Here is a 25546-nt window from a genome sequence, read left to right as displayed (position 1 = left end):
TCAGTTCCCCGCTACGGCTGGGGTGGCATCGCCGATCACGACTTTGTCGCCCTCGGCCAGGCCTTCCAGGATCTGCACCTTGACGTTGTTATTGATGCCGGTCTTCACATCCCGCGACAGCGCCTTGCCCTTGGCGTCCAGCACCCGCAACGGGTAAGTACCGTCGTTGTTGCGCGCGCCGAGCGCCGCCACCGGCACCATCAACGCCGCCTGGGCGGTGTCGAGCACGATGCGCACCTGGGCGGTCATGGCGATGCGCAGACGATGGTCCGGGTTCGGCACGTCGAACAGCGCGTTGTAAAACACCGCGGTGTTCTGCTTGGGCGTGCCGGCAGTCTGGGTTTCGAGGAAGTTCTGCGGCGCCGGCTCCGTGCCGCGCAGCTTGGCGTAGTAGCGCTTGTCGGCTTCACCCAGAATGGTGAAATACACCTGCTGGCCAGGGCTGATATGAATCACATCGGCCTCCGACACCTGGGCCTTGACGGTCATGGTGTCCAGGTCCGCCAGCTTGAGCAGTACCGGCGCCAACTGGTTGGCGATCACGGTCTGGCCTTCCTGGGTGACGATGCCGACCACATCGCCGTCGATGGGCGCGACGATGCGCGTATACGCCAGGTTGACCTTGGCGGTGTCGATCTGGATATGCGCGCTTTTGATCTGCGCATCCAGGGACAGCAGGTTGGCCTGTTGCACCTGGAACGTGGACTCGGCATCTTCAAAATCCTGACGCGATACCGACTCATCCACCTGCAAGTCCTTGTAGCGCTCATACACCGACTTGGCCTGCCTGAGCTGCGCCGCCGTGGCGCGGCGCTGGGCCTGCAGGTTTTCCTCATCCACCTGGGCCTTGCGCAAGGTGTTCTGCAGGATCAGCGGATCGATCTCCGCCAACCACTGGCCCTTCTTCACCTTGTCGCCGACCTTGACCTTGAGCGACTTCAACTGCCCCGACACCTGCGCGCCGACGTCGACCTGCTTGATGCCTTCGAGCAAACCGGTGGCCAACACCGCATTCTCGATATCACCGCGCTCAGCCGTGGCAGTGAGGTACTGCGGCGCGTCGGCGGGTGCCTGCACCGTATAGATAATCAGACCTGCTGCAACCGCCAACGCCAAGAACACCGCTGTTTTGCGAAACTTCACGACACCACCTCCCCAACCACCACCCCTTCCAGCCACCACCGCGCCAACCCCAAAACATTCGGTGCCTTAAGCAACGTAAAGTGATTCCCCGCGCCATACCAAACCTGCAACCCGTTCCCCTGGCGCCGCCACCCTTCCACCATCAACCCCTGCTCACGCTGATTACCTGCCGCATCCAACGCCGGATCCTGCGCCAGCACCAACCGCACCACCCCGTTGAACCGCTGCACCGGCCGATACACCGTGCGCAACGCCGCCGCATAAGTCCGCGCCGGCCCCGCCATCGCATCCACACTGGCACGCCCCGGCAACAACCCCACGCTCACCATCCCCGCGTGCAGCCACTGCTGCTGCGCCACCTCATCGCGCCCGGCAAAATCCAGCCGGTCAATGCCCAGCGACTTGCCCGCCGACAACTGCATGGCCTCGATCAAGCGCAACAGCGCTGCGGTGGTCGAATACGGCTTGCCCGGACCACCCGGCGATTCACTGTCGATCACCGTCAACGACGCCACCTCCCGGCCCATCACCTGCAAGCGCAGCGCCATCTCCAGCGCGACCCAGCCACCAAATGAATGCCCGACCAGATGCACCGGCCCGCGCGGGCACTCTTGCGCCAGCGCCGCCAGGTAACACTGCGCCGCCGCTTCCACCTGGCTATGGGGCACCGCCTCGCCATCCAGCCCGCGCGGCTGCAAGCCGAACAGCGGCCAGTCCCGCCCGAGTGCCTCGCTCAACCCGACAAACCCGGTAACACTGTCCCCCGCTCCCGGCACGCAGAACACCGGCGCATGGCCCGCACGCCCACTCTGAATGCGCAACACCGGTTGATGCAGCGCTTGCGTCACCGGCGCACTCACGGCCAGGGCCTCAGCCATCGCCGCGCCCAAGCCTTGAATATGCGGTGCCTGCATCATGCTCTGGTGATCACCCGGCACCTCGACCCGGCGCAATTGCCCAGGCGCCAAGGCGGCTTCCCAACCCAGCGATTCACTGCGCCGCGACAGCTCGGTCGGCCGCTCGCGGGCACTGAACAGATGCACCGGCACCGGCAGCGGGAACAGGCTGTAGTGCGCCAGCGCATGCCCGTGGCCGACTTCCCGCTCAATAAAGCTCAAGAGGTCCGCGTCCGTAGCCGCTGCCATTTGCGCGTATAGCAGACCTTGATCGCGACAGCGTTGCAGCAGACCCGCAAAGTCCAGCTGTCCAATGCCCGCTTCAAGCTGTTCAAGGTTCGCCAGTTCATCCACGCCTCCCTGTGCTTTCCAATACGCCGTGCACTGCAACAGCAAATGCCGTTTAAGGGCATCCGGCCCACTCCAGCGCGCCTTGCCCTGATCGGTCATGCGCGGCACATAGCTGTCGATCAAACCGAGGAACGCCACCGGCTCATCCAGCCCCAGCAGTTGCATCGCCACTTCATAGGCCAACACGCCGCCAAACGACCAGCCCGCCACGCGGTAAGGCCCGTGCGGCTGAACCTGGCGGATCAGGCCGACCATGCGCGCCGCCAAGCCTTCCATGGTGTTCAGGTGCGCCTCGCCCAGTGCCGCGCCCGGCAGGCCGTAGATCGGATAGTCACCGGGCAAGTGCTGGCCCAACGCCGGGAAATACACGTCCATGCCGCTGAACTCGTGCACCAGGAACAACGGCGGCTGCGCGCCGCTGCTGCGCACGGTGATCAGCGAGGTGTCGCGCACCGGCTCGCCGGTACGCTGACGCAGCATCGCCGCCACCGAGGCCACGCTGACGTGCTGGAACAGCTCGGCCAGCGACACCTGCAACCCCGCCGCCTCCATCAGGTTGACCAGTCGAATCGCCAGCAACGAGTGGCCGCCCAGTTCAAAGAAACTGTCATGTCGACCCACTTGCTCAAGTTTCAACACCTCGGCCCACAGGCCGGCGAGCGACTGCTCCAAAGCATCGGCCGGCGCTTCGAAGTCGCGGCTGAGCAAGGCCTCCAACGCCGGAACCGGCAAGGCTTTGCGATCGATCTTGCCATTGGCCGTCAGCGGCAACTGCACCAGCGGCACATAGGCCGACGGCAGCATGTAGTCCGGCAATTGGCCGTGAAGGTGCGCACGCACACTGTCGATCTCCACAGGCTCGCCAGCCCAGGTGAAATACGCCACCAGGCGCTTGTCGCCCGGCACGTCTTCACGGGCCAGCACCACCACGTCCTGGATCGCGGCGAAGGTCGCCAGGCGTGCTTCGATCTCGCCCAACTCGATACGGAAACCGCGGATCTTCACTTGGTCGTCGTTACGCCCGATGCACTCCAGCAAGCCGTCCGCCGTCCAGCGGCCTAGGTCGCCGGTACGGTACATCAAGGCGCCCGGGTTGAACGGGTCGTCGACAAACGTCTCGGCCGTCAGCTCCGGGCGGTTCAAATAGCCCTTGGCTACGCCGTCACCGCCGATGCAGATTTCACCCGTGACGCCCACGGGCAGTGGCTGCAAATACGCATCCAGCACGTGGATTTGCGTGTTGGAAATCGGTCGGCCGACCGGCACGCTGTCCGCATCGGCGGCGACCGCACGCACTTCGTAAGTGGTGGCGTAAGTGGTGGTTTCGGTCGGCCCGTAGCAATGCACCAGGCGCAAGCCCGGCGCCTGCGCCAGCAGGCTGCGGAATGCCGCCGGGTCGGCACGCTCGCCGCCGCAGAGCAAAATGCGCAAGCCGGCCAGAGCCTCGGGGATCATCTGCACGTACTGGTTGAACAACGCGGTGGTCACGAACAGCACCGTCGCACCCTGCAGCGCATTGGCGAATGCAACCGGCTCGAGCAAGGTGCAATGGTCAATCACCTGCACCTGGCCGCCGTTGAGCAGCGCGCCCCACACGTCCATGGTGCTGGCGTCGAACGCCGGGTTGGAGGCAAACGCCACACGGTCGGCGGCGTTGAAGTCGGCGTAACCGTTGTTGAGCACCAGCCGCGTGATGCCGCGATGGGGCACCAATACGCCCTTGGGCGTCCCCGTGGAGCCGGAGGTGTACATGATGTACGCCACGCTGTCCGAGGACTGCGACAGGTCGGGGTTGTGGCTCGGTTGCGGGTCAAGGGCGAGGGTGTCCAGGTCCAGGCGCCGCGCCGGGTGCTCCAGCGCCGCGTCGCTGCGGGTCAACAGCCAGCTCGCGCCGCTGTCCTGCAACATGAAGCTCTGGCGTTCGGCGGGTGCGTTGATGTCCAGCGGCACATAGGCCGCCGCGCACTTGAGGATCGCCAGTTGGCTGACCAGCAGGTCCAGGGAGCGCGGCAGCAGGATTGCGACGTTATCGGCCGGGCGCACGCCCAGGCTCATCAGGTGATGGGCCAGGCAGTTGGCGCGGGTGTTGAGTTCGCCGTAGCTCAGCACCGCATCACCGTGCAACGCCGCTATCGCGTCAGGCCGTGCCTGGGCCTGGGCTTCAAACAAGCGCTGCACCGTATGCTCGCGGGGGAAGGTGCGCGCCGTGGCATTGAAATCCGCCAGCTGTTGGCGCTCGGCTGTCGGCAGGATCGGCAGACAACTGATGGCCGTCTCGCTGTGCTGCTCCAGCGCTTCAACCACCTGTTCCAGTGCGATAGTCAGGTAATCACACAACCGCCGGGCGCCCTGCCCCATGGCGGTGAGGCCGAAACCCTCGCCAAGGTCATCGACACTCACCGACACCCCGTAATTGGTCTGTTCCTCGGCACCGAGCAGCGCAATCCCCTGCCATGCCTCGGCCACGCCACCCGTGTGCGGCGCGCTGTGACGGTAGTTGAACAGCACGTTGAACAACGGCGTCCCTACTGGCACGCCGCTGCAGCGCTGGGCCAACGCGAGCGGTGCATGTTCATGGCTGAGCAATTGGGTCAGGCGCGCATGGGTGGCGCGCAGTGCGGCGCGTACCGAGTGTTCGCCCAGGTCGACGCGCAGCGGCAAGGTGTTGATAAACACACCCATGGCCCGCTCGGCGCCTTCGCCGCCTTGCAGGCGCCCGAGCATTACAGTGCCGAACACCACCTGTTCGCGGCCACTGACCTTGCCCAGCACCTGCGCCCAGGCCAGGTGCATCAGGCTGGCAGCACTCACACCTGCCTGACGGGCCTGGGTACGCAGGCGCCGGCTCAACTGAGGGTCGATTGCCAACTGAGCCTTTTGATCGACACCCAGGTTTTCAAACTCGGTGGGCTCGTCGATCTCACTGAGCATTTCGCGCAAGAACGTTTCGTGATCGTCAACGCCCAGGCGGGTCTGGGCCACATAGTTGCGATACGGCACGGCCGCGTCCAGGGTGTGCTGGGTACCGAGCAGAAACGCCTGCATTTCATGCTGCAGGATGTCCAGCGCGATATGGTCCATCACCAAATGATGGAACAGCAACGTGGCCACCACGCGCTGCGGTTCCTCGGTATATATCAGGCGCATCAACGGCGCTTGCGAAAGGTTCAGGCGCTGTGGCACAGCACCGGTTTCAACGCTTAGCGAGGCCTCACGCCACACCACCTGCACCGGTTCTTCCAGGCCCTCCCAATGGAAGGAGGAACGCAGGATGTCATGCCGCTGGATCACCGCCTGCAAGGCCTGGGCAAAGGCGTCCAGGCGCAGACGGTTGTCGAAGGCAAACTGCGCCCGCAACAGGTAGGCATCGCCGTCAAGCACCGCCCGATGGTGGTACAAAATGCCGGCCTGCAACGGCGCCAGCGGGTAGATATCCTGCACATTCGCCGCACCGCCGGGAATGCACGCGACGATGCGGTCGACGGCGGCCTGGTCCAACGCGATCAAGGGCAGCATAGCCGGGCGGATGTGGGTGCAGCCTTCGACAATGCCATTGGCCGGCACCGCCACTTCGTGCCCACCGCCCAGCGCCGCCGCCAACGCCGAGAGCGTCGGCTGGCCGAACAGCACCTTTACATCCGCCGACAAGCCCAGACGGCGCATGCGCCCCATCAAACTGACGGCCAGCAGCGAATGCCCGCCCAGTTCGAAGAAGTTGTCGTGACGGCCCACGCGCTCAACATTGAGCAGTTCGGCCCACAGGCTGGCCAAGGCGATTTCGGTATCGCCCTGGGGCGCCTCATACGCTCGCACCGCCACCGAGTCCAGGCCCGGCGCCGGCAGCGCCTTGCGGTCGAGCTTGCCGTTGGGGCTGAGCGGCAACGCCTGCAGATGCACGAAAATCGCCGGCACCATAAACTCCGGCAGATGCCGCAGCAGGTGGCCGCGCAGCGCGTCGATGTCGCTCGGCGTGCCGGTGTAGTACGCCACCAGCCGCTCTTCACGGGCGACCACGGCGGCTTCGTTGACCTGCGGATGCTCAAGCAGCCGCGCCTGGATTTCACCCAGTTCGATGCGCAAACCACGGATCTTCACCTGGTCATCATTGCGCCCCAGGTACTCGATATTGCCGTCCGGCAAGTAACGCCCGACATCACCGGTGCGGTACATGCGCCCCGGCATGAAAGGGTCGTCAAGGAAACGCTCAGTAGTCAATTCCGGCCGGTTCAGATAGCCGCGCGCCACTTGTACACCCGCAATAAACAACTCGCCCACCACACCCAGCGGCACCGGCTGCAATTGGCTGTCGAGCAGGTACATGCGCGTGTTGGCGATGGGCTTGCCGATCGGCGTGTTGTCCGGGGTCACCGGGCCTGCACAGTTCCAGGCCGTGACGTCGACGGCCGCTTCGGTCGGCCCGTACAGGTTATGCAACTCGCTGCCCGGCAGTTGCTGCTTGAAGCGCCGCACCAGGCTGCCCGGCAAGGCTTCGCCGCTGCACATCACCCGCACCAGCCCGGCCGCCTGGCGGACATCGCCATGGGCGAGGAACACATCGAGCATCGACGGCACAAAGTGCAAGGTGGTGATCTGTTCGGCCTCGATCACTTCGCACAGGTATTCGGGCTCTTTGTGCCCGCCTGGGCGCGCCATCACCAGACGCGCGCCGGTAAACAGCGGCCAGAAGAATTCCCACACGGAGACGTCAAAGCTGAATGGGGTTTTCTGCAGCACCGAATCCTGCGCGTTAAGGCCGTATGCGTCCTGCATCCACAGCAGTCGGTTGACCACCCCGGCGTGGTCGTTGATCACACCTTTGGGCAGGCCGGTGGAGCCGGAGGTGTAGATCACATAGGCGCTCACGCCCTGTACCTGAGGGTTGCCTGCGGGCAGGTGCTGCCAGCTTGGCTGGTCCAGATCGACCACCGCTACCTCGCCCAGCAAGCCCAGGGTCGCACCTTGGCCCAGCACCACCCGCGGCGCACTGTCTTGCAGCATGTAGGCCAGGCGCTCCTGCGGATAGGCCGGGTCCAGCGGCACATACGCAGCGCCGGCCTTGAGGATCGCATACAGGCCAATGACCATTGAAAGGCCGCGCTCCACGCAGATAGCCACCCGCGCACCCGGCTGTACGCCCAGCGCCAGCAAGTGATGGGCCAACTGGTTAGCCTGCGCATTGAGTTCGGCGTAGGTCAGTTGCTGCTCGCCCGCCTTCACTGCAATCGCGTTCGGCGTGCGCGTCACCTGCGCTTCAAACATCCCGTGCAGGGTCTGGTCGAGGTTGTAGGCCACTGCGGTGGCGTTGAAGTCGACCAGCAGGTGCTGACGCTCACGCTCATCCACCAACGACGCATGTTCCAGCACCGCCTGGTCGTTATCGACCATGGCCTGCAAGGTGCGGGTGAAATAGCCGGCGTAACGCTGCACGGTCGACTCATCAAACAGCGCCACGGCAAATTCCAGTGCGCCGAGAATGCTGCCCTGCACTTCCCCCAGGTTCAGCGACAGGTCGAACTTGGCAAAGTGGCTATTCTCGACAATGCCTTCCAGGGCCAGGTCGCCCAAGGCCAGGGTCGGCGCGCTGCTGTCCTGCCAGCTCAGCAAGGTCTGGAACACTGGGCTGTGGGCCAGGCTGCGCAACGGCCGGGTGATTTCCACCACCTGTTCGAACGGCAAGTCCTGATGCGCCTGGGCTGCCAGCGTCAGCGCCTTGACCCGTGCCAGCAAGGCCTCGGTGCTCAGCTCGCCCGAGGTGTCGATGCGCACCGCCAGGGTGTTGACGAACAGGCCGATCAGCCCTTCCACCTCGCTGCGGGTACGGTTGGCCACCGGCGTGCCGATTACCAGCTCCTGTTGCCCGGACAGCCGTGCCAGCAGTGAGGCCCAGGCCGTCATCAAAGTCATGTACAGCGTGGTGCCATGGCGTTGGCTCAAGGCCTTGAGCCCGGCGGTCAAGCGTTCGTCCAGGCGCACTTCGACGCTGCTGCCGGCGTAGTCCTGCTGCACAGGCCGTGGGCGGTCGGTGGGCAGCGTGAGCAAGGCCGGCGCACCGGCCAGTGCCTGTTGCCAATAGGCGCTTTGGCGCTGCAACACTTCGCCGCTCAGCCACAAGCGCTGCCACACGGCGAAGTCGCCGTACTGAATCGGCAGGCTTGGCAACGGGTCAGGCATGCCGTGGCTGAAGGCTTGGTACAGCGCCATCAGCTCGCGGGTGAGCACGCCCATCGACCAGCCATCGGAGACGATATGGTGCAGGGTCAACAGCAGCACATGGTGATCGTCGGCCATCACCACCAGGCGCCCGCGCAGCAAGGGGCCGCGCTCCAGGTCGAACGGCGCCGAGGCCTCGCCATGAATCAAGGCATCCAGCGCCTGCTGCGGTTGCCGGTGGCGGCGCAAATCCTGCACTTGCAGGGGCAGCATCTCTTCGGCCGGTACGATGAGAACCTTGGCTTGGTCGCCCTGTTGGGCAAAGCGGCTGCGCAGGGTTTCGTGGCGCGCGACGATACGCGCCAGCGCGCGCTGCAGCGCCTCGACATGCAATTGGCCACGTAAACGCAGGCCGATGGGAATGTTGTAGGCGGTGTTGGCGCCTTCCATCAGTGCCAGGAACCACAGGCGCTGCTGGGCGAACGACAGCGGTACATCTTCATCACGATTGGCCGGCAGGATATCCGGCAAGGTGCTGCGCGCCGACTTCGCCAGCACTTCAGCGACCGCCGCCAGCTCTGCATTGGCAAACAAGTCGCCCAGCACCAGTTCCACCCCCAGGCGTTGGCGCACTTGCGACACCATGCGCATCGCCAGCAACGAGTGCCCGCCCAGTTCGAAGAAATGGTCGTGGCGCCCGACACGCTGCACCTGCAGCACATCGGCCCAGATCTGCGCGAGCACGCTTTCGATCTCGCCCTCGGGCGCTGCGTAGTCGCGGGTAAACACCGCGGCCATGTCTGGCGCCGGCAACGCCTTGCGGTCGAGCTTGCCGTTGGCGGTGAGTGGCAACGCCTCGAGCTTCACATAGGCCACCGGGACCATGTAGCCCGGCAGATGCGCGACCAGGTGGGCACGGATATCACCCACAGCCAGCGGGTCGAGTTGCGGGTTCTGGGTGAAATAAGCGACCAACCGGTCCTCGCGCACCAGCACCACCGCTTCCTGAATTTCGGGCAATTGGCCGAGTCGGGTTTCAATCTCGCCCAGCTCGATGCGCACGCCACGGATTTTTACCTGATCATCGTTGCGCCCCAAGTACTCGATATTGCCATCCGGCAACCAGCGCGCCAGGTCGCCGGTGCGGTACATGCGCCCGGGGTTGAACGGGTCTTGCAGGAAGCGCTCGGCGGTCAGTTCCGGGCGGTTGAGGTAACCACGCGCCACACCCTTGCCGCCCACGTACAGCTCACCGGCCACACCCAACGGCACCGGCCGTTGTTGTTCATCGAGCAGGTACACCGTGGCATTGGCCACCGGTTTGCCGATATGCAACGGCTGGCCTGCCTCGACCTTGCCGGAAGTAGCCACCACCGTGGCTTCGGTGGGGCCATAGTTGTTGATCAGTTCAAACCGCTGGGCCCGCGCAAACTGGCGCAGGCGGTCACCACCGATGAGCAGGGTGCGCAATGTAGGGTGTTCGATTTGCTGGCTGAACGCATACTCAGCCACCGGCGTGGGCAAAAAGCACACGTCCAGCGGCTGCGCGCTCCACCAGCTCAGCAGCGCATCGATATCTTCGGCGCCGTCCGTGGCCGGCGGCAAGTGCAGGGTCGCGCCGACACACAGCGCCGGCCACACTTCCCAGGCCATCGCATCAAAACCAAAGCCGGCGACACTGGCGGTGTGGCGCCCGGCGCACAGGTCGAAGGCGCGGCAATGCCAGTCCACCAGGTTGGCCACCGTGCGGTGCTCCACCATCACCCCTTTGGGCAGGCCGGTGGAGCCGGAGGTGTAGATCACATAGGCGAGGTTCGAAGGGCTGACGGCGGCTTTCGGATTGCTGGCTGAATGGTGCTGCCAGGTGTAGCGGTCCAACTGAATCACCGGCGCGTCCAGCGCAGGCAAGCGCTCAAGCAATGCCTGTTGGGTCAGCACCGCCACCGGGGCGCTGTCGCTCAGCAGGTAGCTCAGGCGCTCGGCCGGGTGCGATGGGTCCACCGGCACGTAGCAGGCACCGGCCTTGAGGATGGCCAGCAACCCGGCCAGGGTGTCCAGGCCACGCCGCGCGATGATGGCTACGCGGTCGTCGGGTTTGACCCCCAGCGCCAACAGGTGATGGGCCAGCAGATTGGCTTGCTGGTTGAGTTCGGCGTAGGTCAGTTGGCGGCCTTGCTGCACGGCGGCGATCGCGTCCGGCGTGAGCGCGGCCTGGGCTTCGACGCGGCCGTGCAAGGTGCTGCCGTGAGCGAAATCGACCTGGGTGGCGTTGAACTGCTCAAGCAGCAACTGCCGCTCGGCGGCGGGCACCACCGACAGCTGATTGAGCGCGGTGTGCGGTGCCTGCTCCAGCGCCGTCACCAGGTTTTCCAGGGCGGTTTGCAGGTAGCCGCACACACGCTGCGGGTCGACCCGCTGGCTGGCCAGCAGGCTCAGGCCAAAGCCGTCACCCAGGTCATCCACACTCAGGGTCAGCGGGTAGTTGGTGCGCTCTTCGGCGCTGAGCGCGGCGATCCCGTGCCAGGCCGACACGGCTTCGGCGCTCGCGGCCGGGGCGCTGTGGCGATAGTTGAGCAAGGCACTGAACAGCGGCGTCGGCGCCACTACCCCGCTGCAGCGTTGGGCCAGGGCCAGCGGCGCGTGTTCATGGCGCAACAAGGTGGTGAGCCGCGCGTGGGTGGCCTTGACCCCGGCGCGCACGTCCTGGGCGTCTACGTCGACGCGAAACGGCAAGGTGTTGATGAAAATGCCCAGCGCCCGATCCGTGGCATGGCTGCCTTGCATGCGCCCCATCAATACGGTGCCGAACACCACCTGTTCTTTACCGGCCAGCACAGCCAACACCTGCGCCCAGCCCATATGGAACAGGCTGGCGGCACTCACCCCCAATTGCCGGGCTTGCGCGCGCAACCGCTGGCTGAGTGCTGCGGGCAAAGGCAGGCTGACTTCGCTGATGCCACGGGCATCGCCCTGCACGTCCTGCAAGCCGTATGGCAAGGTCGGCTCGCTGATGTCGCCGAGCATCTGGCGGAAGAAACTTTCGTGCTCCGGCTCGCTGATGCCCAGGCGTGCCTGCGCCACATAGTTGCGAAACGGCACGGCCTGGCCAAGCGCCGCGCCCTGGCCCAGCAGGCACGCCTGCATTTCATGGCACACCACTTCGAGGGCGCTGTGGTCGAGGGCCATATGGTGGAACAGCAAGGTGGCGACAATGCGCTGGTTCAGCGGGTCGTCGGCCCGCACCAGGCGCAGCAGCGGCGCTTGGGTCACGTCGAGACGATAATGGCGAGCGTCGAACAGCCCGTGCAGTTGGGCGGCGATATCGCCGTCGGCCGGGTTCAATTGCAGCGCCTGCACCGGCAGGCGTGCCTGGCGCCACACCACTTGCGAGGGTTGCTGCAAACCGTCCCAGACCACCCCGGTGCGCAGGATATCGTGGCGGTCCATCACGCTTTGCAACGCCTGGGCAAAAGCCTCGAAACGCTCCAGGCTGTCGAACGCAAACTGCGACTGCATCACATAGGGGTCGCCCTGCTCGGCGCTGACGTGGTGGAACAGAATGCCCTCCTGCAACGGCGCCAGCGGGTAAATGTCCTGGATATTCGCCACACCGCCGTCGACCGTGGCCACGATGCGCTCGATCTCGTCCTGGCTTAACATCGACAGGGTCAGCATGGCCGGGGTGATGTGCTCGGCCCCCGTCGGGATGCCATTGGCCGGCACCTGCACTTCACCGGCCTTGGAGGCCGAATATTCACCGGCCTTGATCAGTTCGATCAAAGCCGCTTTGTGCTCACGCAACGCCGCCAGGATCAAAGGGTCGCTCAGCGCTTGTTTGTTGCCTTGCACCGACAACTGCTCGCCCTTGAGCGCCAGTTGCACGTCCTTGGTTTTCAGTGTGGTCAATAACTCAAAAATGCTCACAGGACGATCTCCATTCGTTCGGTAATGGCGGCGTAGCCGGCCAGGCTCGGCTGTTCGAACAGCGCCCGCACATCGGCTTCCAGGCCTGCCTGGCGCAGGCGTCCGATCAAGCTCACGGCCAGCAGCGAGTGCCCGCCCAGTTCAAAGAAGTTGTCATGGCGCCCAACGCGCTCAACGTTGAGCAACTCGGCCCACAGCGCTGCCATGAGGATTTCGGTGTCGCCTTCGGGGGCCGCGTATTCGCGCACACTCAGTGCGTCCATGCCCGGCACCGGCAGTGCCTTGCGGTCGAGCTTGCCGTTGGGGCTCAGTGGCAATGCCTCCAGGTGCACAAACACCGCGGGCACCATAAAGTCCGGCAAGTGCTGCAACAGGTGGGTGCACAGCCTGTCGATGTCAGTGTGTGTTCCGGTGTAGTACGCCACCAGGCGCTCTTCACGGGCGACCACGGCGGCTTCGTTGACCTGCGGATGCTCCAGCAAGCGCGCCTGGATTTCGCCCAGTTCGATGCGCAAACCACGGATCTTCACCTGGTCATCGTTGCGCCCCAAGTACTCGATATTGCCGTCGGGCAGGTAACGGCCGACGTCGCCGGTGCGGTACATGCGCCCGTCGGTGAACGGGTCCTTGAGGAAGCGCTCGGCGGTCAGTTCCGGGCGGTTCAGATACCCGCGCGCCACTTGCACGCCGCCGATGAACAACTCGCCCACCACCCCCAATGGCACCGGCTGCAACTGGGCGTCCAGCACGTACAGGCGTGTATTGGCAATCGGCTTGCCGATCGGCGTGTTGTCCGGCACGTCGGGCCGTGCGCAGTTCCACGCGGTGACGTCGACCGCCGCTTCCGTCGGGCCGTACAAGTTGTACAGGCCAACCCCCGGCAGTTGCGCTTTGAAGCGCCGCACCAGGCTGCCCGGCAAGGCTTCGCCGCTGCACATCACCCGCGCCAGCCCTATGGCCTGGCTGACATCGCCATGGGCCAGGAACACATCGAGCATCGACGGCACAAAGTGCAAGGTGGTGATCCGCTCGGCCTCGATCACCTCGCACAGGTACGCCGGCTCTTTGTGCCCGCCGGGGCGCGCCATCACCAACCGTGCGCCGGTGAACAGCGGCCAGAAGAATTCCCACACCGACACGTCGAAGCTGAACGGGGTTTTCTGCAGCACCGCGTCATGGGCCTTGAGGCCATAGGCGTCCTGCATCCACAGCAAGCGGTTGACCACGCCGGCGTGTTCGTTGATCACGCCTTTGGGCTGGCCGGTGGAGCCGGAGGTGTAGATCACATAGGCCTGGTGCCGGGCGGTAAGGCCCGGCACCTGTGGGTTGCTCGCGCTCTGGTGTTGCCAGGTGACGTGATCCAGGTCCAGCACTGGTACGTCGCCCAGCAACTGGCGGGTCGCGCCTTGGGCCAGCACCACCACCGGTGCGCTGTCTTGCAGCATATAAGCGATGCGTTCGAGTGGATACGCCGGGTCCAGCGGCACATAACCGCCGCCGGCCTTGAGGATCGCAAACAGGCCGACCACCATGTCCAGCCCACGCTCGACGCAGATACCCACGCGCGAATCCGGCCGCACGCCGAGTTCGCGCAAATGATGGGCCAGGCGGTTGGCGCGCTCGTTGAGTGCCCGGTAGGTCAACTGCTGGTCACCGGCCTTGACCGCCACCGCATGCGGCGTGCGCTCAACCTGGGCTTCGAACAAACCGTGCAGGGTCTGGTCGAGGTTGTAATCGACCTCGGTGGCGTTGAACGCTACCAGCAGTTTTTGGCGTTCCTCGGCGCCCAGAACCGACAGGCGATTGAGCGCCTGGTGCGGCGCCTGTTCCAAGGCCTGAACCAGCCCGGCCAAGGCGTTCTGCAGGTAACCACACACCCGTTGCGCGTCAACCTGCGCCAGGGCGGTGATATCGTAACCATCGCCCAAGTCATCCACGTTCAGGGTCAACGGGTAGTTGGTGCGGCCATCGTTGGCCAGCGTCTGCATGCCTTCCCAGGCGTGTTGCGCTTGGGCAGAGCGCGTGGCGGCGCCGCGATGGCGATAGTTGAGCATCGAGCTGAACAACGGCGCCGGGGCCGCCACGCCACTGCAACGCTGGGCCAGGGCCAGGGACGCGTGTTCATGGCCGAGCAACGCCGTGAGCCGCGTGTGGGTGGCACGCACGGCATCGCGTGCGCCTTGCGCGTCGATCTCCAGGCGCAGCGGCAAGGTATTGATAAACACCCCGAGCGCGCGATCAGCGCCCTCGCCGCCTTGCAGACGCCCAACCAGCACGGTGCCGAACACCACGCTGTGGCGCCCTGAAGTGGCCGCCAGCACTTGGCCCCAGGCCAGGTGGAACAGGCTTGCCGTGCTCACGCCGAGCAAACGTGCCTGGGCCCGCAGGCGGCGGTTGAGGTCGCTGTCCAGGTGCAGGCTGAACGCCTCAATCGCGCTGCCGTCGCCGCGCACATCCTGCAAGCCGAACGGCAAGGTCGGCTCATCCACATCGGCGAGCATCTCGCGGAAGAACGCCTCATGTTCCTGCTCACTGACGCCCAATCGCGCCTGGGCCACGTAGTTGCGATACGGCATCGGCGCCACCGTCGGGGCGGCGTGCCCCAACAAGTGCCCCTGCATCTCACGCAGCACCACGTCGAACGCGGTGTGGTCCAGCGCAATATGGTGATAGAGCAACACCACCACCACGCGCCGGTTGGCCGGGTCCTTGGCGTACTTGAGGCAGATCAGCGGCGCCTGGCTGATGTCCAGGCGATAACGCCGCGCATCAAAACGCTCGTGCAGGCCGGCGAGCACATCACCCTGCAACTGCAGCTCTTCAAGCGGCAATTGAGCCTGACGCCATACCACTTGCAGCGGTTGCGCCAGGCCTTCCCAGACCACGCCGGTGCGCAGGATGTCATGGCGGTTGATCACCTGTTGCAGCGCCTGGGCAAAGGCTTGCAGGCGCTCGAGGCTGTCGAAGGCCAGGTGCGATTGCAGCAGGTACGGGTCGCCCTGTTCGGCGGTGAGGTAGTGGTAAAGAATGCCCTCCTGCAACGGCGCCAGCGGGTAGATATCCTGCACGTTGGCGGCACCGCCGGGGATGCGGCTGACGACTTGATCGAGGGTCGACTGGTCGATATCCACCAAGGGCAGCATGTCAGCGGTGATACGCACGCAATCCGCTGCAATCCGGTTGGCCGGCACCTGCACTTCGCGGCCACTGCCCACGGCAGCCGCCAGCGCGGCCAGGGTTGGCTGGCTGAACAACACACGGACATCCGCGCTGAGGTCCGCTTGACGCATGCGTTCGATCAGGCTCACGGCCAGCAATGAATGGCCGCCGAGTTCGAAGAAGTGGTCATGACGGCCGACCTGTTCGACCTGCAACACCTCGGCCCAGATCCGCGCCAGGGTGGTTTCCACTGCGCCCTGGGGCGCTTCGTAGTCGCGGGAGAGCAATGCCGTCTGATCAGGTTCCGGCAAGGCCTTGCGATCCAGTTTGCCGTTGGCGGTCAGGGGCAACGCGTCGAGCCTCACGTAAGCGGCGGGCACCAGCGCATCGGGCAGTTGCGCCTGCAATTGTGCGCGCAGGGTCTCGATCGCCAGCGGCTGGTGTTCAGTGAACCAGGCAATCAGGCGCCCTTCGCGCACCAGCACCACGGCCGCACCAACGCCTTCCACTGCCGCCATACGGCTTTCGATTTCGCCCAGCTCCACGCGCACGCCACGCACTTTGACCTGATCGTCATTACGGCCCAGGTACTCGATATTACCGTCGGGCAACCAACGCGCCAGGTCGCCGGTGCGGTACATGCGCCCAGGGTTGAACGGGTCTTGCAGGAAGCGTTCGGCGGTCAGGTCCGCACGGTTCAGGTAACCGCGCGCCACGCCGCTGCCGCCCACGTACAGCTCACCGGCCACGCCCACCGGTACCGGGCGCAGCTGTGCATCGAGCAAGTAGGTGCTGGCGTTCGCCACCGGCCGGCCGATATGCAGCGCCTGCCCGGCACGGACACGGCCGGAGGTGGCAACCACCGTGGCCTCGGTCGGCCCATAGTTGTTGATCAGCGCAAAACGCCGCTCCTGGTTGAACTGGCGCAGACGGTCGCCGCCGATCAGCAGGATGCGCAACGTCGGGTGTTGCAGGTGCCGGCTGAAGGCGTATTCGGCCACTGGCGTGGGCAGGAAGCTGACGTCCAGCGGCTGCGCCAGCCACCAGGCGAGCAGTTCGTCGATGTTTTCACTGCCCACCGTGGCAGGCGGCAAGTGCAGGGTTGCACCGGCACACAGCGCCGGCCAGACTTCCCAGGCCATGGCATCAAAGCCAAAACCGGCGACACTGCTGGTATGGCTGCGCGCGTCCAGGCCGAAGGCTTCGCAGTGCCAGTGCACCAGGTTTTCCACGTTGCGGTGTTCCACCATCACGCCTTTGGGCTGGCCGGTGGAGCCGGAGGTGTAGATGACGTAGGCCAGGTGCGCCGGGGTCAGCGCTGCGAGCTGGGGATTGCTGACGGCGTGGTGCTGCCAGCTTTCGCCCAGCAGGTCCACTGTGGCGGACGTGCCCAGCAACGCTTGAGTGCCGGACTCGGCCAGCACGGCCACCGGCGCACTGTCCTGCAACAGATAAGCAATGCGCTCGGCAGGGTAAGCCGGGTCGACTGGCACATAACCGGCGCCGGCCTTGAGAATGCCCAGCAGCCCGATCAGCATCTGCGGGCCACGTCGGCAACAGATCGCCACGCGGTCGTCCGGCTGTACGCCGAGCGTGAGCAGGTGATGGGCCAGTTGGTTGGCGCGCTGATTAAGCTGCTGATAGGTCAGCGACAGCGCGCCCTGCTGCAGCGCAATCGCATGGGGCTGGCGCTCGACCTGGGCTTCAAAGGCACCGTGCAGGGTGTGCCCGGTGGGGAAATCCGCAGCCGTTGCGTTGAACTCGCGCAGCAGGGTGTCGCGTTCGGCCGACGGCAGTATCGGCAGGCGGTTGAGCGCGGTATCGGCGGCGTTTTCCAGGGCCTCGACCAGTTGCTCCACGGCGTTCTGCATATAGCCGCACAGGCGCTGGGCGCCGATCTGCGGCAGCGCCAGCACGCTGAGGCCAAAGCCTGCGCCAAAATCATCCACGCTCAAGGTCAGCGGGTAGTTGCTCCGTTCTTCACCGCCCAGCAGTTGCACGCCTTCCCAGATACCGTGGCCATCGCGGGCCATTTCGTCGGAGCGGCTGTGGCGGAAATTGAGCAAGGCACTGAACAGCGGCACGCTGGTCGGCACGCCGCTGCAACGCTGGGCCAGCGCCAGGGACGCGTGTTCGTGCCCCAGCAAGGCGCTCAAACGTGAATGGGTGGCCTTGACCGCCACGGCGGCACCCGCCGCGACATTCACCCGCAGCGGCAAGGTGTTGATAAACATGCCCAGCGCCCGGTCGGCGCCCTCACCCGCTTGCATACGGCCCATCAATACAGTGCCGAACACCACATCATCGCGCCCGGACACCAGCCCCAGCACCTGCGCCCAGGCCAGGTGCATCAGGCTCGCCGCACTCACGCCCAACAACCGCGCCTGCTCACGCACGCGCACGGCCAGCGTCGCGTCCAGGTGCTGCTCGGCCTCTTCGATATCGCGGCCATCGCCCTGCACGTCCTGCACGCCGAACGGCAAGGTCGGCTCGTCCACATCGGCGAGCATGGCGCTGAAGAACTGCTCATGCTCGGCCACGCTCACGCCCAGGCGTGCCTGGGCCACATAGTTGCGAAACGGCGCCGCCACGGGCAGCGCATCCGCCTGGTTGAACAGGAACGCGCGCATCTCCTGGCCCACCACGTCCATGGCGGTGTGGTCCAGCGCCAAATGGTGAAACAGCAGGATTGCCGCGACCCGGTTATTCGCCGGGTCCTGGGCGTAAACCATGCGCAGCAGCGGCGCCTGGGTAATATCCAGGCGGTAATGACGGGCATCGAAGCGTGCATGCAACTGCTCGATGATGCCGCCCTCGGCCGGGTCCAGGATCACCTCCTGCACACTCAGTTGCGCGTCGCGCCAGACCACTTGCACGGGGCTGTCCAAGCCCTCCCAGACCACGCCGGTGCGCAGGATGTCATGCCGCGCCACTACCTGCTGCAGTGCCCCCATAAAACCGTGCAAACGCGCCAGGCTGTCGAACGCCATGCGCGATTGCAGCAAATACGGGTCGCCCTGTTCGGCGCTGATATGGTGATAGAGAATGCCTTCCTGCAACGGCGCCAGCGGGTAGATATCCTGCACATTGGCCGCACCGCCGGGCACATGGGCGACGATGCGCTCGATCGCCGTTTGGTCAAGCTGCACCAGGGTCAGCATCGACGGCGTGATCTGCGTGCAGCCCGGCGCAATGCCATTGGCCGGCACCACAATTTCACGCCCGCTGCCGACTGCCGCCGCGAGTGCCGCAAGGCTCGGCTGGCTGAACAGCACACGTACATCCGCGCTCAGGCCGACCTGACGCATGCGTTCGATCAGGCTGACCGCCAGCAACGAATGCCCGCCCAACTCGAAGAAATGATCATGGCGCCCGACGCGTTCGAGCTTGAGCACGTCCTGCCAGATCTGCGCCAGCAGGGTTTCCACTTCACCTTCCGGGGCCTCGTAGCCACGGCTGAGCAGCGCGCTTGAGTCCGGCACCGGCAGGCCCTTGCGGTCCAGCTTGCCGTTGGCGGTAAGTGGCAACAGCTCTAGCCACACATAGGCCGACGGCACCATGTAATCCGGTAGCTGGCCTTGCAGATGGGCGCGCAGGGCTTCGATTTCCAACGGGAACTGGGCGGTGTAGTACGCCACCAGACGCTTGTCGCCGGGCTCATCTTCGCGGGCCATTACCACAACGTCGCGCACACCCGGGAAGGCCGCCAGGCAGGTTTCGATTTCGCCGGGCTCGATGCGGAAACCACGGATCTTCACCTGCAAGTCATTGCGCCCCTGGTACAGCAAGGTACCGTCGGCCTGCCAACTGGCGAGGTCGCCGGTGCGGTACAACAGGCCGTCGCCGAACGGGTTGGGAATGAATTTTTCGGCCGTCAGTTGCGGCTGGTTCAAGTAACCCTTGGCCACGCCTGCACCGCCGATGTACAGCTCGCCGACCACACCCAGCGGCAGCGGCTGCTGGCGCGCATCCAGCACATAGGCCTGGGCATTCGCAATGGGCCGGCCGATCGGCACGGCGCCCGCGCCCGGTGTGGTGATTTCAAAGGTGGTCGAGAAGGTGGTGGCTTCGGTCGGCCCGTACCCGTTCAGCAGGTGTTGCGGCTTGCCATGCTTGAGCACCCGGCCGATCACCAGCGGGTCGAGCACGTCGCCGCCGACGATCAGGTAGCGCAACTGGCGCAGCACCGGCAGCAAGGCGTCGGCGTATTGATGAAACAAGCCCGCAGTCATCCACAACACGCTGACGGCCTGTGCCTGCAACAGTTCGGCAAATGCGGCCTGGGACAGCAGCACCGCGTGCTCGACCACCACCACGCAACCGCCATTGAGCAACGGCGCCCACACGTCGAGGGTACTGGCGTCGAACGCCGGGTTGGAGGCGAAGGCCACACGGTCGCGCTCGTTGAAGTCGGCATACCCGTTGTTGAGCACCAGGCGCGAGACGGCGCGGTGCGGCACTTGCACACCTTTGGGCGCGCCGGTGGAGCCGGAGGTGTACATGATGTACGCCACCTCGTCCGAAGACTGCGCAAGCTCCGGGTTGCGCGGCGACAGGCTGTCCAGGTTGAGGTCGGCCAGGGTATGAAGCACATGCCGCGCACCGCTGTCCTGCACCATAAAGGCCTGGCGTTCGAGCGGCGCGTTGATGTCCAGCGGCACATACACCGCCGCACACTTGAGGATCGCCAGTTGGCTCACCAGCAGATCCAGGGAGCGCGGCAGCGCAATCGCTACGCTGTCACCCGGTTGCACGCCCTGGTTGATCAGGTGATGGGCCAGACGGTTGGCGCGGCGGTTGAGGTCGCGGTAGCTCAAGGACAACCCGCCATGCACCGCCGCCACCGCTTCGGGACGCGCCAGTGCCTGAGCTTCGAACAGCTGGTGCACCGTGAGCTGCGACGGGTATAGGCGGGCAGTGGCGTTGAACGCGACCAACAGTTGGTGGCGCTCGGCCGCCGGCAAAATCGACACTGCCTGCAACGCGGTGGTCGGCGCTTGTTGCAGCGCGGTCACCAGGTGGCTGAGGGCGGTGAGCATGTACTCGCCCACGCGCTGCGCATCCACGCTGGCCACGCCTTGTACGGTCAGCGCAAAGCCGGTGCCGAGGTCATCGACGTTGAGCACCAAGGGGTAGTTGCTGCGTTCCTGGGAACTGAGAATCTCGATGCCGTGCGCGGCAAACGGGCTGTCTCCCGGCGCCTCGTGCGCGGCACTGTGACGATAGTTGAGCAAGGTACTGAACAGCGGCAACGAACCCGGCACACCGCTGCAACGCTGGGCCAGGGACAGCGACGCGTGCTCGTGCCCAAGCAACTGCGCCAGGCGCGCATGGGTGGCGCGCACGCCGGCCTGCACGCTGGTGGCGCCCAGGCTGACGCGCAGCGGCAAGGTGTTGATGAACATGCCCAGCGCCCGGTCAGCGCCCTCGCCGCCTTGCATGCGCCCCAGCAGTACGGTGCCGAACACCACCTCCTGCTGGCCGGAGACCTGGGCCAGCACCTGCGCCCAGGCCAGGTGCACCAGACTGGCGCTGCTGACGCCCAGTTGCCGCGCCTGTTCGCGCAAGCCGTGGCCGAGTGCCGGGGCCAGCGGCAAATGCGCCTCGACGATGCCGCTGCCGTCGCCATTCACATCCTGCAAACCGAACGCCAGCGTGGGTTCGTCGATATCGCCGAGCATGTCGCTGAAGAAGGCTTCGTGTTGCGCCTGGGTCACGCCCAAACGCGCCTGGGCCACGTAATTGCGGTATTGCACCGCCGGCGGCAGCTGCGCGCCGTGGCCGGCCAGACTGGCGCTCATCTCCTCCACCAACACCTGCAGGGCGGTGTGGTCGAGCAGGATATGGTGCAGCAGCAGGATGCCGACCAAACCATCCTGTTGTTGCGCGTAACCGAAATGCATCAGCGACGCGCGGCTCAGGTCGAGGCGGAAATGGCGCGGGTCGAAGCGTTGCTGCAACTGTGCCAGCGCATCATCGGCCGGCACGTCGAGGCGCTCGACCTGCAGCTGCGCCTTGCGCAACACCACTTGCACCGGCTCATCCAGGCCTTCCCACAGGATACCGGTGCGCAGGATGTCGTTGCGCTCAATCACGCTGTGCAAGGCATGGGTAAACGCGTCCACCGCAGTTTGGTCAGCAAACTTGAACTGCACCTGCAACACGTAGGGGTCGCCCTCGGTGGTTGCCAGGTGGTGATACAGAATGCCGGCCTGCAACGGCGCCAGGCCGTAGATGTCCTGCACGTTGGCGATGCCGCCGGGCACGTGCTTGAGGATATGGTCGATGGCGGCCTGGTCCAGCGTCACCAGCGGCAGCATCTCGGGGCTGATGTGTGCGCTGCTTGCCATGATCACATTCGCCGGCACCTGCACTTCCTGCTGCCCGCCCACCGCCGCAGCGAGTGCGCGCAAGGTGGGTTGGCCGAACAGCACGCGCACGTCGCAACTCAACTCCACTTGGCGCATGCGTTCGATCAGCTTGACCGCCAGCAGCGAGTGGCCGCCGAGCTCGAAGAAGTTGTCGTCGCGCCCCACCTTGTCGAGCTTCAACAGCGACTGCCAGATACCGGCAATGGTGCTTTCCACAGCGCCTTGCGGGGCAACGTAGTCTCGCCGCGCCAAGGCGTCGGCATCCGACGCGGGCAAGGCTTTGCGGTCGAGCTTGCCGTTGGTGGTCAGCGGGAACTGGTCCAGCCGCACGAAGGCGCTGGGCACCATGTATTCGGCCAGGCTCAGCAGCAGATGGTTGCGCAGTTCGGCGGCACCCAGTTCGCGCTCGGCGATCACGTAGGCCACCAGGCGTTTGTCACCGGGTTCGTCTTCGCGGGCGATCACCACCGCGTCGCGCACGCCGTCGGCGCTGGCCAGAGTGGCTTCGATTTCGCCCAACTCAATACGGAAACCACGGATCTTCACCTGGTCATCGTTACGGCCCAGGTAGTCGACGCTGCCATCGGCCAGCAGGCGGCCGAGGTCGCCGGTTTTGTACATGCGCAGGCCGGTGGCCGGGTCGGCCAGGAAGCGTTCGGCATTCAGCTCGTCACGGTTGAAGTAACCGCGCGCCACACCCGCGCCGCCGACATACAACTCGCCGACTACACCGATCGGCAACGGCTCACGACGCGCATCCAGCACATACAGCTGCAGGTCGGGGATGCGCACGCCAATCGGGCTTACGCCGACCAACTGCGCATCCGCCGCCTCCAGGGCACGGTAGGTCACGTGCACGGTGGTTTCGGTGATGCCATACATGTTGACCAATTGGGTGCCGGCGTTGATGGCGCGGGCGTACCACGGCTTGAGCATGCCCGGCTCCAGGGCTTCACCGCCGAAAATCACCTGGCGCAGTGAATGCGCCTGGTCGCTCTGGGCCGCGATCAACTGGCGAAACGCACTGGGTGTCTGGTTGAGGATGCTCACGCCCGCGTCGCAGATCAGCGCGTAGCACTCATCCGGCGAGCGGCTGACCAGTTGCGGCACGATCAGCAACTGGCCGCCGTGCATCAGTGCACCCCAGATTTCCCAGACCGAGAAGTCGAACGCGAAGGAATGGAACAGCGCCCACACATCGTTGGCGTTAAAGCCAAACCAATGCTCGGTGGCGGTGAACAGCCGCGCCACCTGGCGGTGTTCGATCATCACGCCCTTGGGCAGGCCGGTGGAGCCGGAGGTGTAGATCACATAGGCGAGGTGGGCCGGGCTGAGCGCAACGCGCGGGTTGACGATGGATTCTGCGCGCAGGTTGTTGAGGTCGATGCGGGTCAGATCGCCGACCAGATGCTGCGTGTCGGCTTGCACCAACACCGCCACTGGCGCGCTATCGGCCAGGGTATAGGCGATGCGCTCCAGCGGGTAAGCCGGGTCGATGGGCACATAACCGCCGCCGGCCTTGAGGATGCCGAGCAAGCCGATGATCATGTCCGGCCCGCGCTCCACACAGATGGCCACGCGATCATCGGGACGAATGCCCTGGGCCAGCAGGCGGTGGGCCACCTGGTTGGCGCGTTCGTTGAGTTGGCGGTAGGTGATGCGCCGGGTGTCGAAACGCAGGGCGATGGCATTGGGTTGTGCGGCGGCGTGGGCTTCGACTTGCGCGTGGATCAGGGCGGTGTCGCTGTAGTGCGCGGGGCTTTGATTGAGGCGGTGCAGCAGATGGTGACGCTCGGTATCAGGCAGGATGTTCAGGCCGCAGAGCGGCATATCCGGTCGCTGCTCCAGGGCCTCGGCCAGGCTGTGCAGGGCCGTGTGCAGGTAGCCGGCGACGCGTTGCGCGCCGATGGACGCATCGACCATCACCGTCAGCGCAAAGTCTTCACCCAGGTCGTCGACGTTGACCGTCAGCGGGTAGTTGGTGCGCTCTTCGGCGCCCAATACCTGGATGCCTTCGGCCACCTCGATCACCGCAGCCATGTCGGTGGCGGCGCTGTGCCGGTAGTTGAGCATCGCACTGAACAGCGGCGTCGGCGCCGTCACACCGCTGCAACGCTGGGCCAGCGCCAGGGACGCGTGCTCGTGATTGAGCAAGGCGGTCAACCGCTCGTGGGTAGCCTTGACCCCGGCGCGCACGCCCTGCTCGCCCACGTCCACGCGCAACGGCAAGGTGTTGATAAACATACCCAGCGCGCGTTCACCGCCCTCGCCGGCGCCCATGCGGCCAAGCATCACGGTGCCGAACACCACGGCATCGCGCCCGGACACCACGCCCAGCACGCGCGCCAGCGCCAGGTGCATGATGCTTGCCACGCTGACGCCCAAGGGCCGTGCCAGGCTGCGCAGGCGGCGGCTCAGGCTGCTGTCGACGGGCACCCGCACTTCATCGATGCCGTGCCCGTCGCCTTGCACATCCTGCAGGCCGAAGGGCAAGGTCGGGGCATCGATATCCGCCAGCATGTCGCGAAAGAACGCCTCGTGCGCCTGTTCGCTGACGCCATGGCGCACCTGGGCGATGTAGCTGCGAAACGCCACTGGCTCGGCCGCCTGGGCTTGCTCACCGGCCAGGTAGCGTTGGATTTCATGGCGCACCACATCCAGCGCGGTGTGGTCGAGGATGGTGTGGTGGAACAGCAGCATCGCCACCACGCGCTGGTTGGCCGGGTCATTGGCGTAAACCAGGCGCAGCAACGGCGCCTGGCCGAGGTCCATGCGGTAGCTGCGGGCATCATAGCGGGCGAGCAGCTGCGCCAGGCGGTCGCCGTCGGCAAAGTGCGCCTCTTCGCAGGCCAGAGTCGCCGTGCGCCACACCACTTGCAGCGGTTCGTCCAGACGCTCCCAGGCCATGGACGTGCGCAGGATATCGTGGCGGTCGATCACCCATTGCAGCGCCTGGGCAAACGCCTCCAGGCGCGCACGGCTGTCGAACACGAATTGCGCATGCAGCACGTAGGGGTCGCCCTGCTGCGCCGAAAGATGGTGGTAAAGCATGCCTTCCTGCAGCGGCGCCAGCGGGTAGATATCCTGCACATTCGCCGCACCACCGGGGATGGTGGCGACGATACGGTCGATGGCCGGCTGATCGAGGGTGACCAGCGCCAGCATGTCCGGGGTAATGCGGTAGGCCGGGCTGAGCCAGTCACCGCCGTGTTCAGCCACAAAGGCAAGCAGGTGGGGTTTGTGCGCGATCAGTTGATCCCATAGCGCGTCATCCAGGGCTTGGTCATCGCCGAGAATAATCAGGTCGCCTTCTTCCAATTGAAGACGGACCGCATGGGTGGAAATCGCTGCCAATAATTCACTGAACTGCATGGGGGTAACCTGCCTGATAAGTCACGGTTGAGGAGAACGTCCGTATTCAGCTGCCGTTTGAAGCGGGTGTGCTGGCGCCGTAAAAAAATCGCGGGCGCAGCCGGGGGCCTGGAGTGGCTTCCGGCAGGCTTGGAAAATTAAGGGATTTGACAGGTGCGGGGTGACATGGGAAGCGGGGAC

The 25546-nt window shown here is 65.3% G+C and carries 3 protein-coding genes; all 3 read right to left on the bottom strand.

Translation table 11 applies throughout. The annotated features are described in order from the left end of the window. From macA to BFP92_RS02090, 3 genes are read right to left on the bottom strand one after another with little or no spacing between them, the layout of a single operon-like run. Positions 1 to 1143 (bottom strand): macrolide transporter subunit MacA, encoded by a 1143-nt coding sequence (gene macA / locus BFP92_RS02100; RefSeq protein WP_074854572.1) that lies wholly within the window; start codon positions 1141 to 1143, stop codon positions 1 to 3. Next, on the bottom strand, positions 1140 to 12464 hold the full coding sequence (locus BFP92_RS02095; protein ID WP_065911435.1) for a non-ribosomal peptide synthetase: 11325 nt from the start codon (positions 12462 to 12464) through the stop codon (positions 1140 to 1142). The genes macA and BFP92_RS02095 overlap by 4 nt, the downstream gene beginning before the upstream one ends. Beyond that, positions 12461 to 25366 carry a non-ribosomal peptide synthetase gene (locus BFP92_RS02090; protein WP_065911433.1) on the bottom strand — a complete coding sequence of 4302 codons (12906 nt, stop codon included), beginning with the start codon at positions 25364 to 25366 and terminating at the stop codon, positions 12461 to 12463. Before BFP92_RS02090 ends, BFP92_RS02095 begins: the two co-directional genes overlap by 4 nt. Positions 25367 to 25546: the final 180 nt, after the last annotated feature.

This window comes from Pseudomonas sp. 58 R 3 (genome assembly GCF_900006605.1).
In the GTDB taxonomy this organism is placed as follows: domain Bacteria; phylum Pseudomonadota; class Gammaproteobacteria; order Pseudomonadales; family Pseudomonadaceae; genus Aquipseudomonas; species Aquipseudomonas salomonii.
The sequence above is the reverse complement of the archived record's forward strand: the minus strand, read 5'-3'. Positions and strand labels throughout refer to the sequence as shown.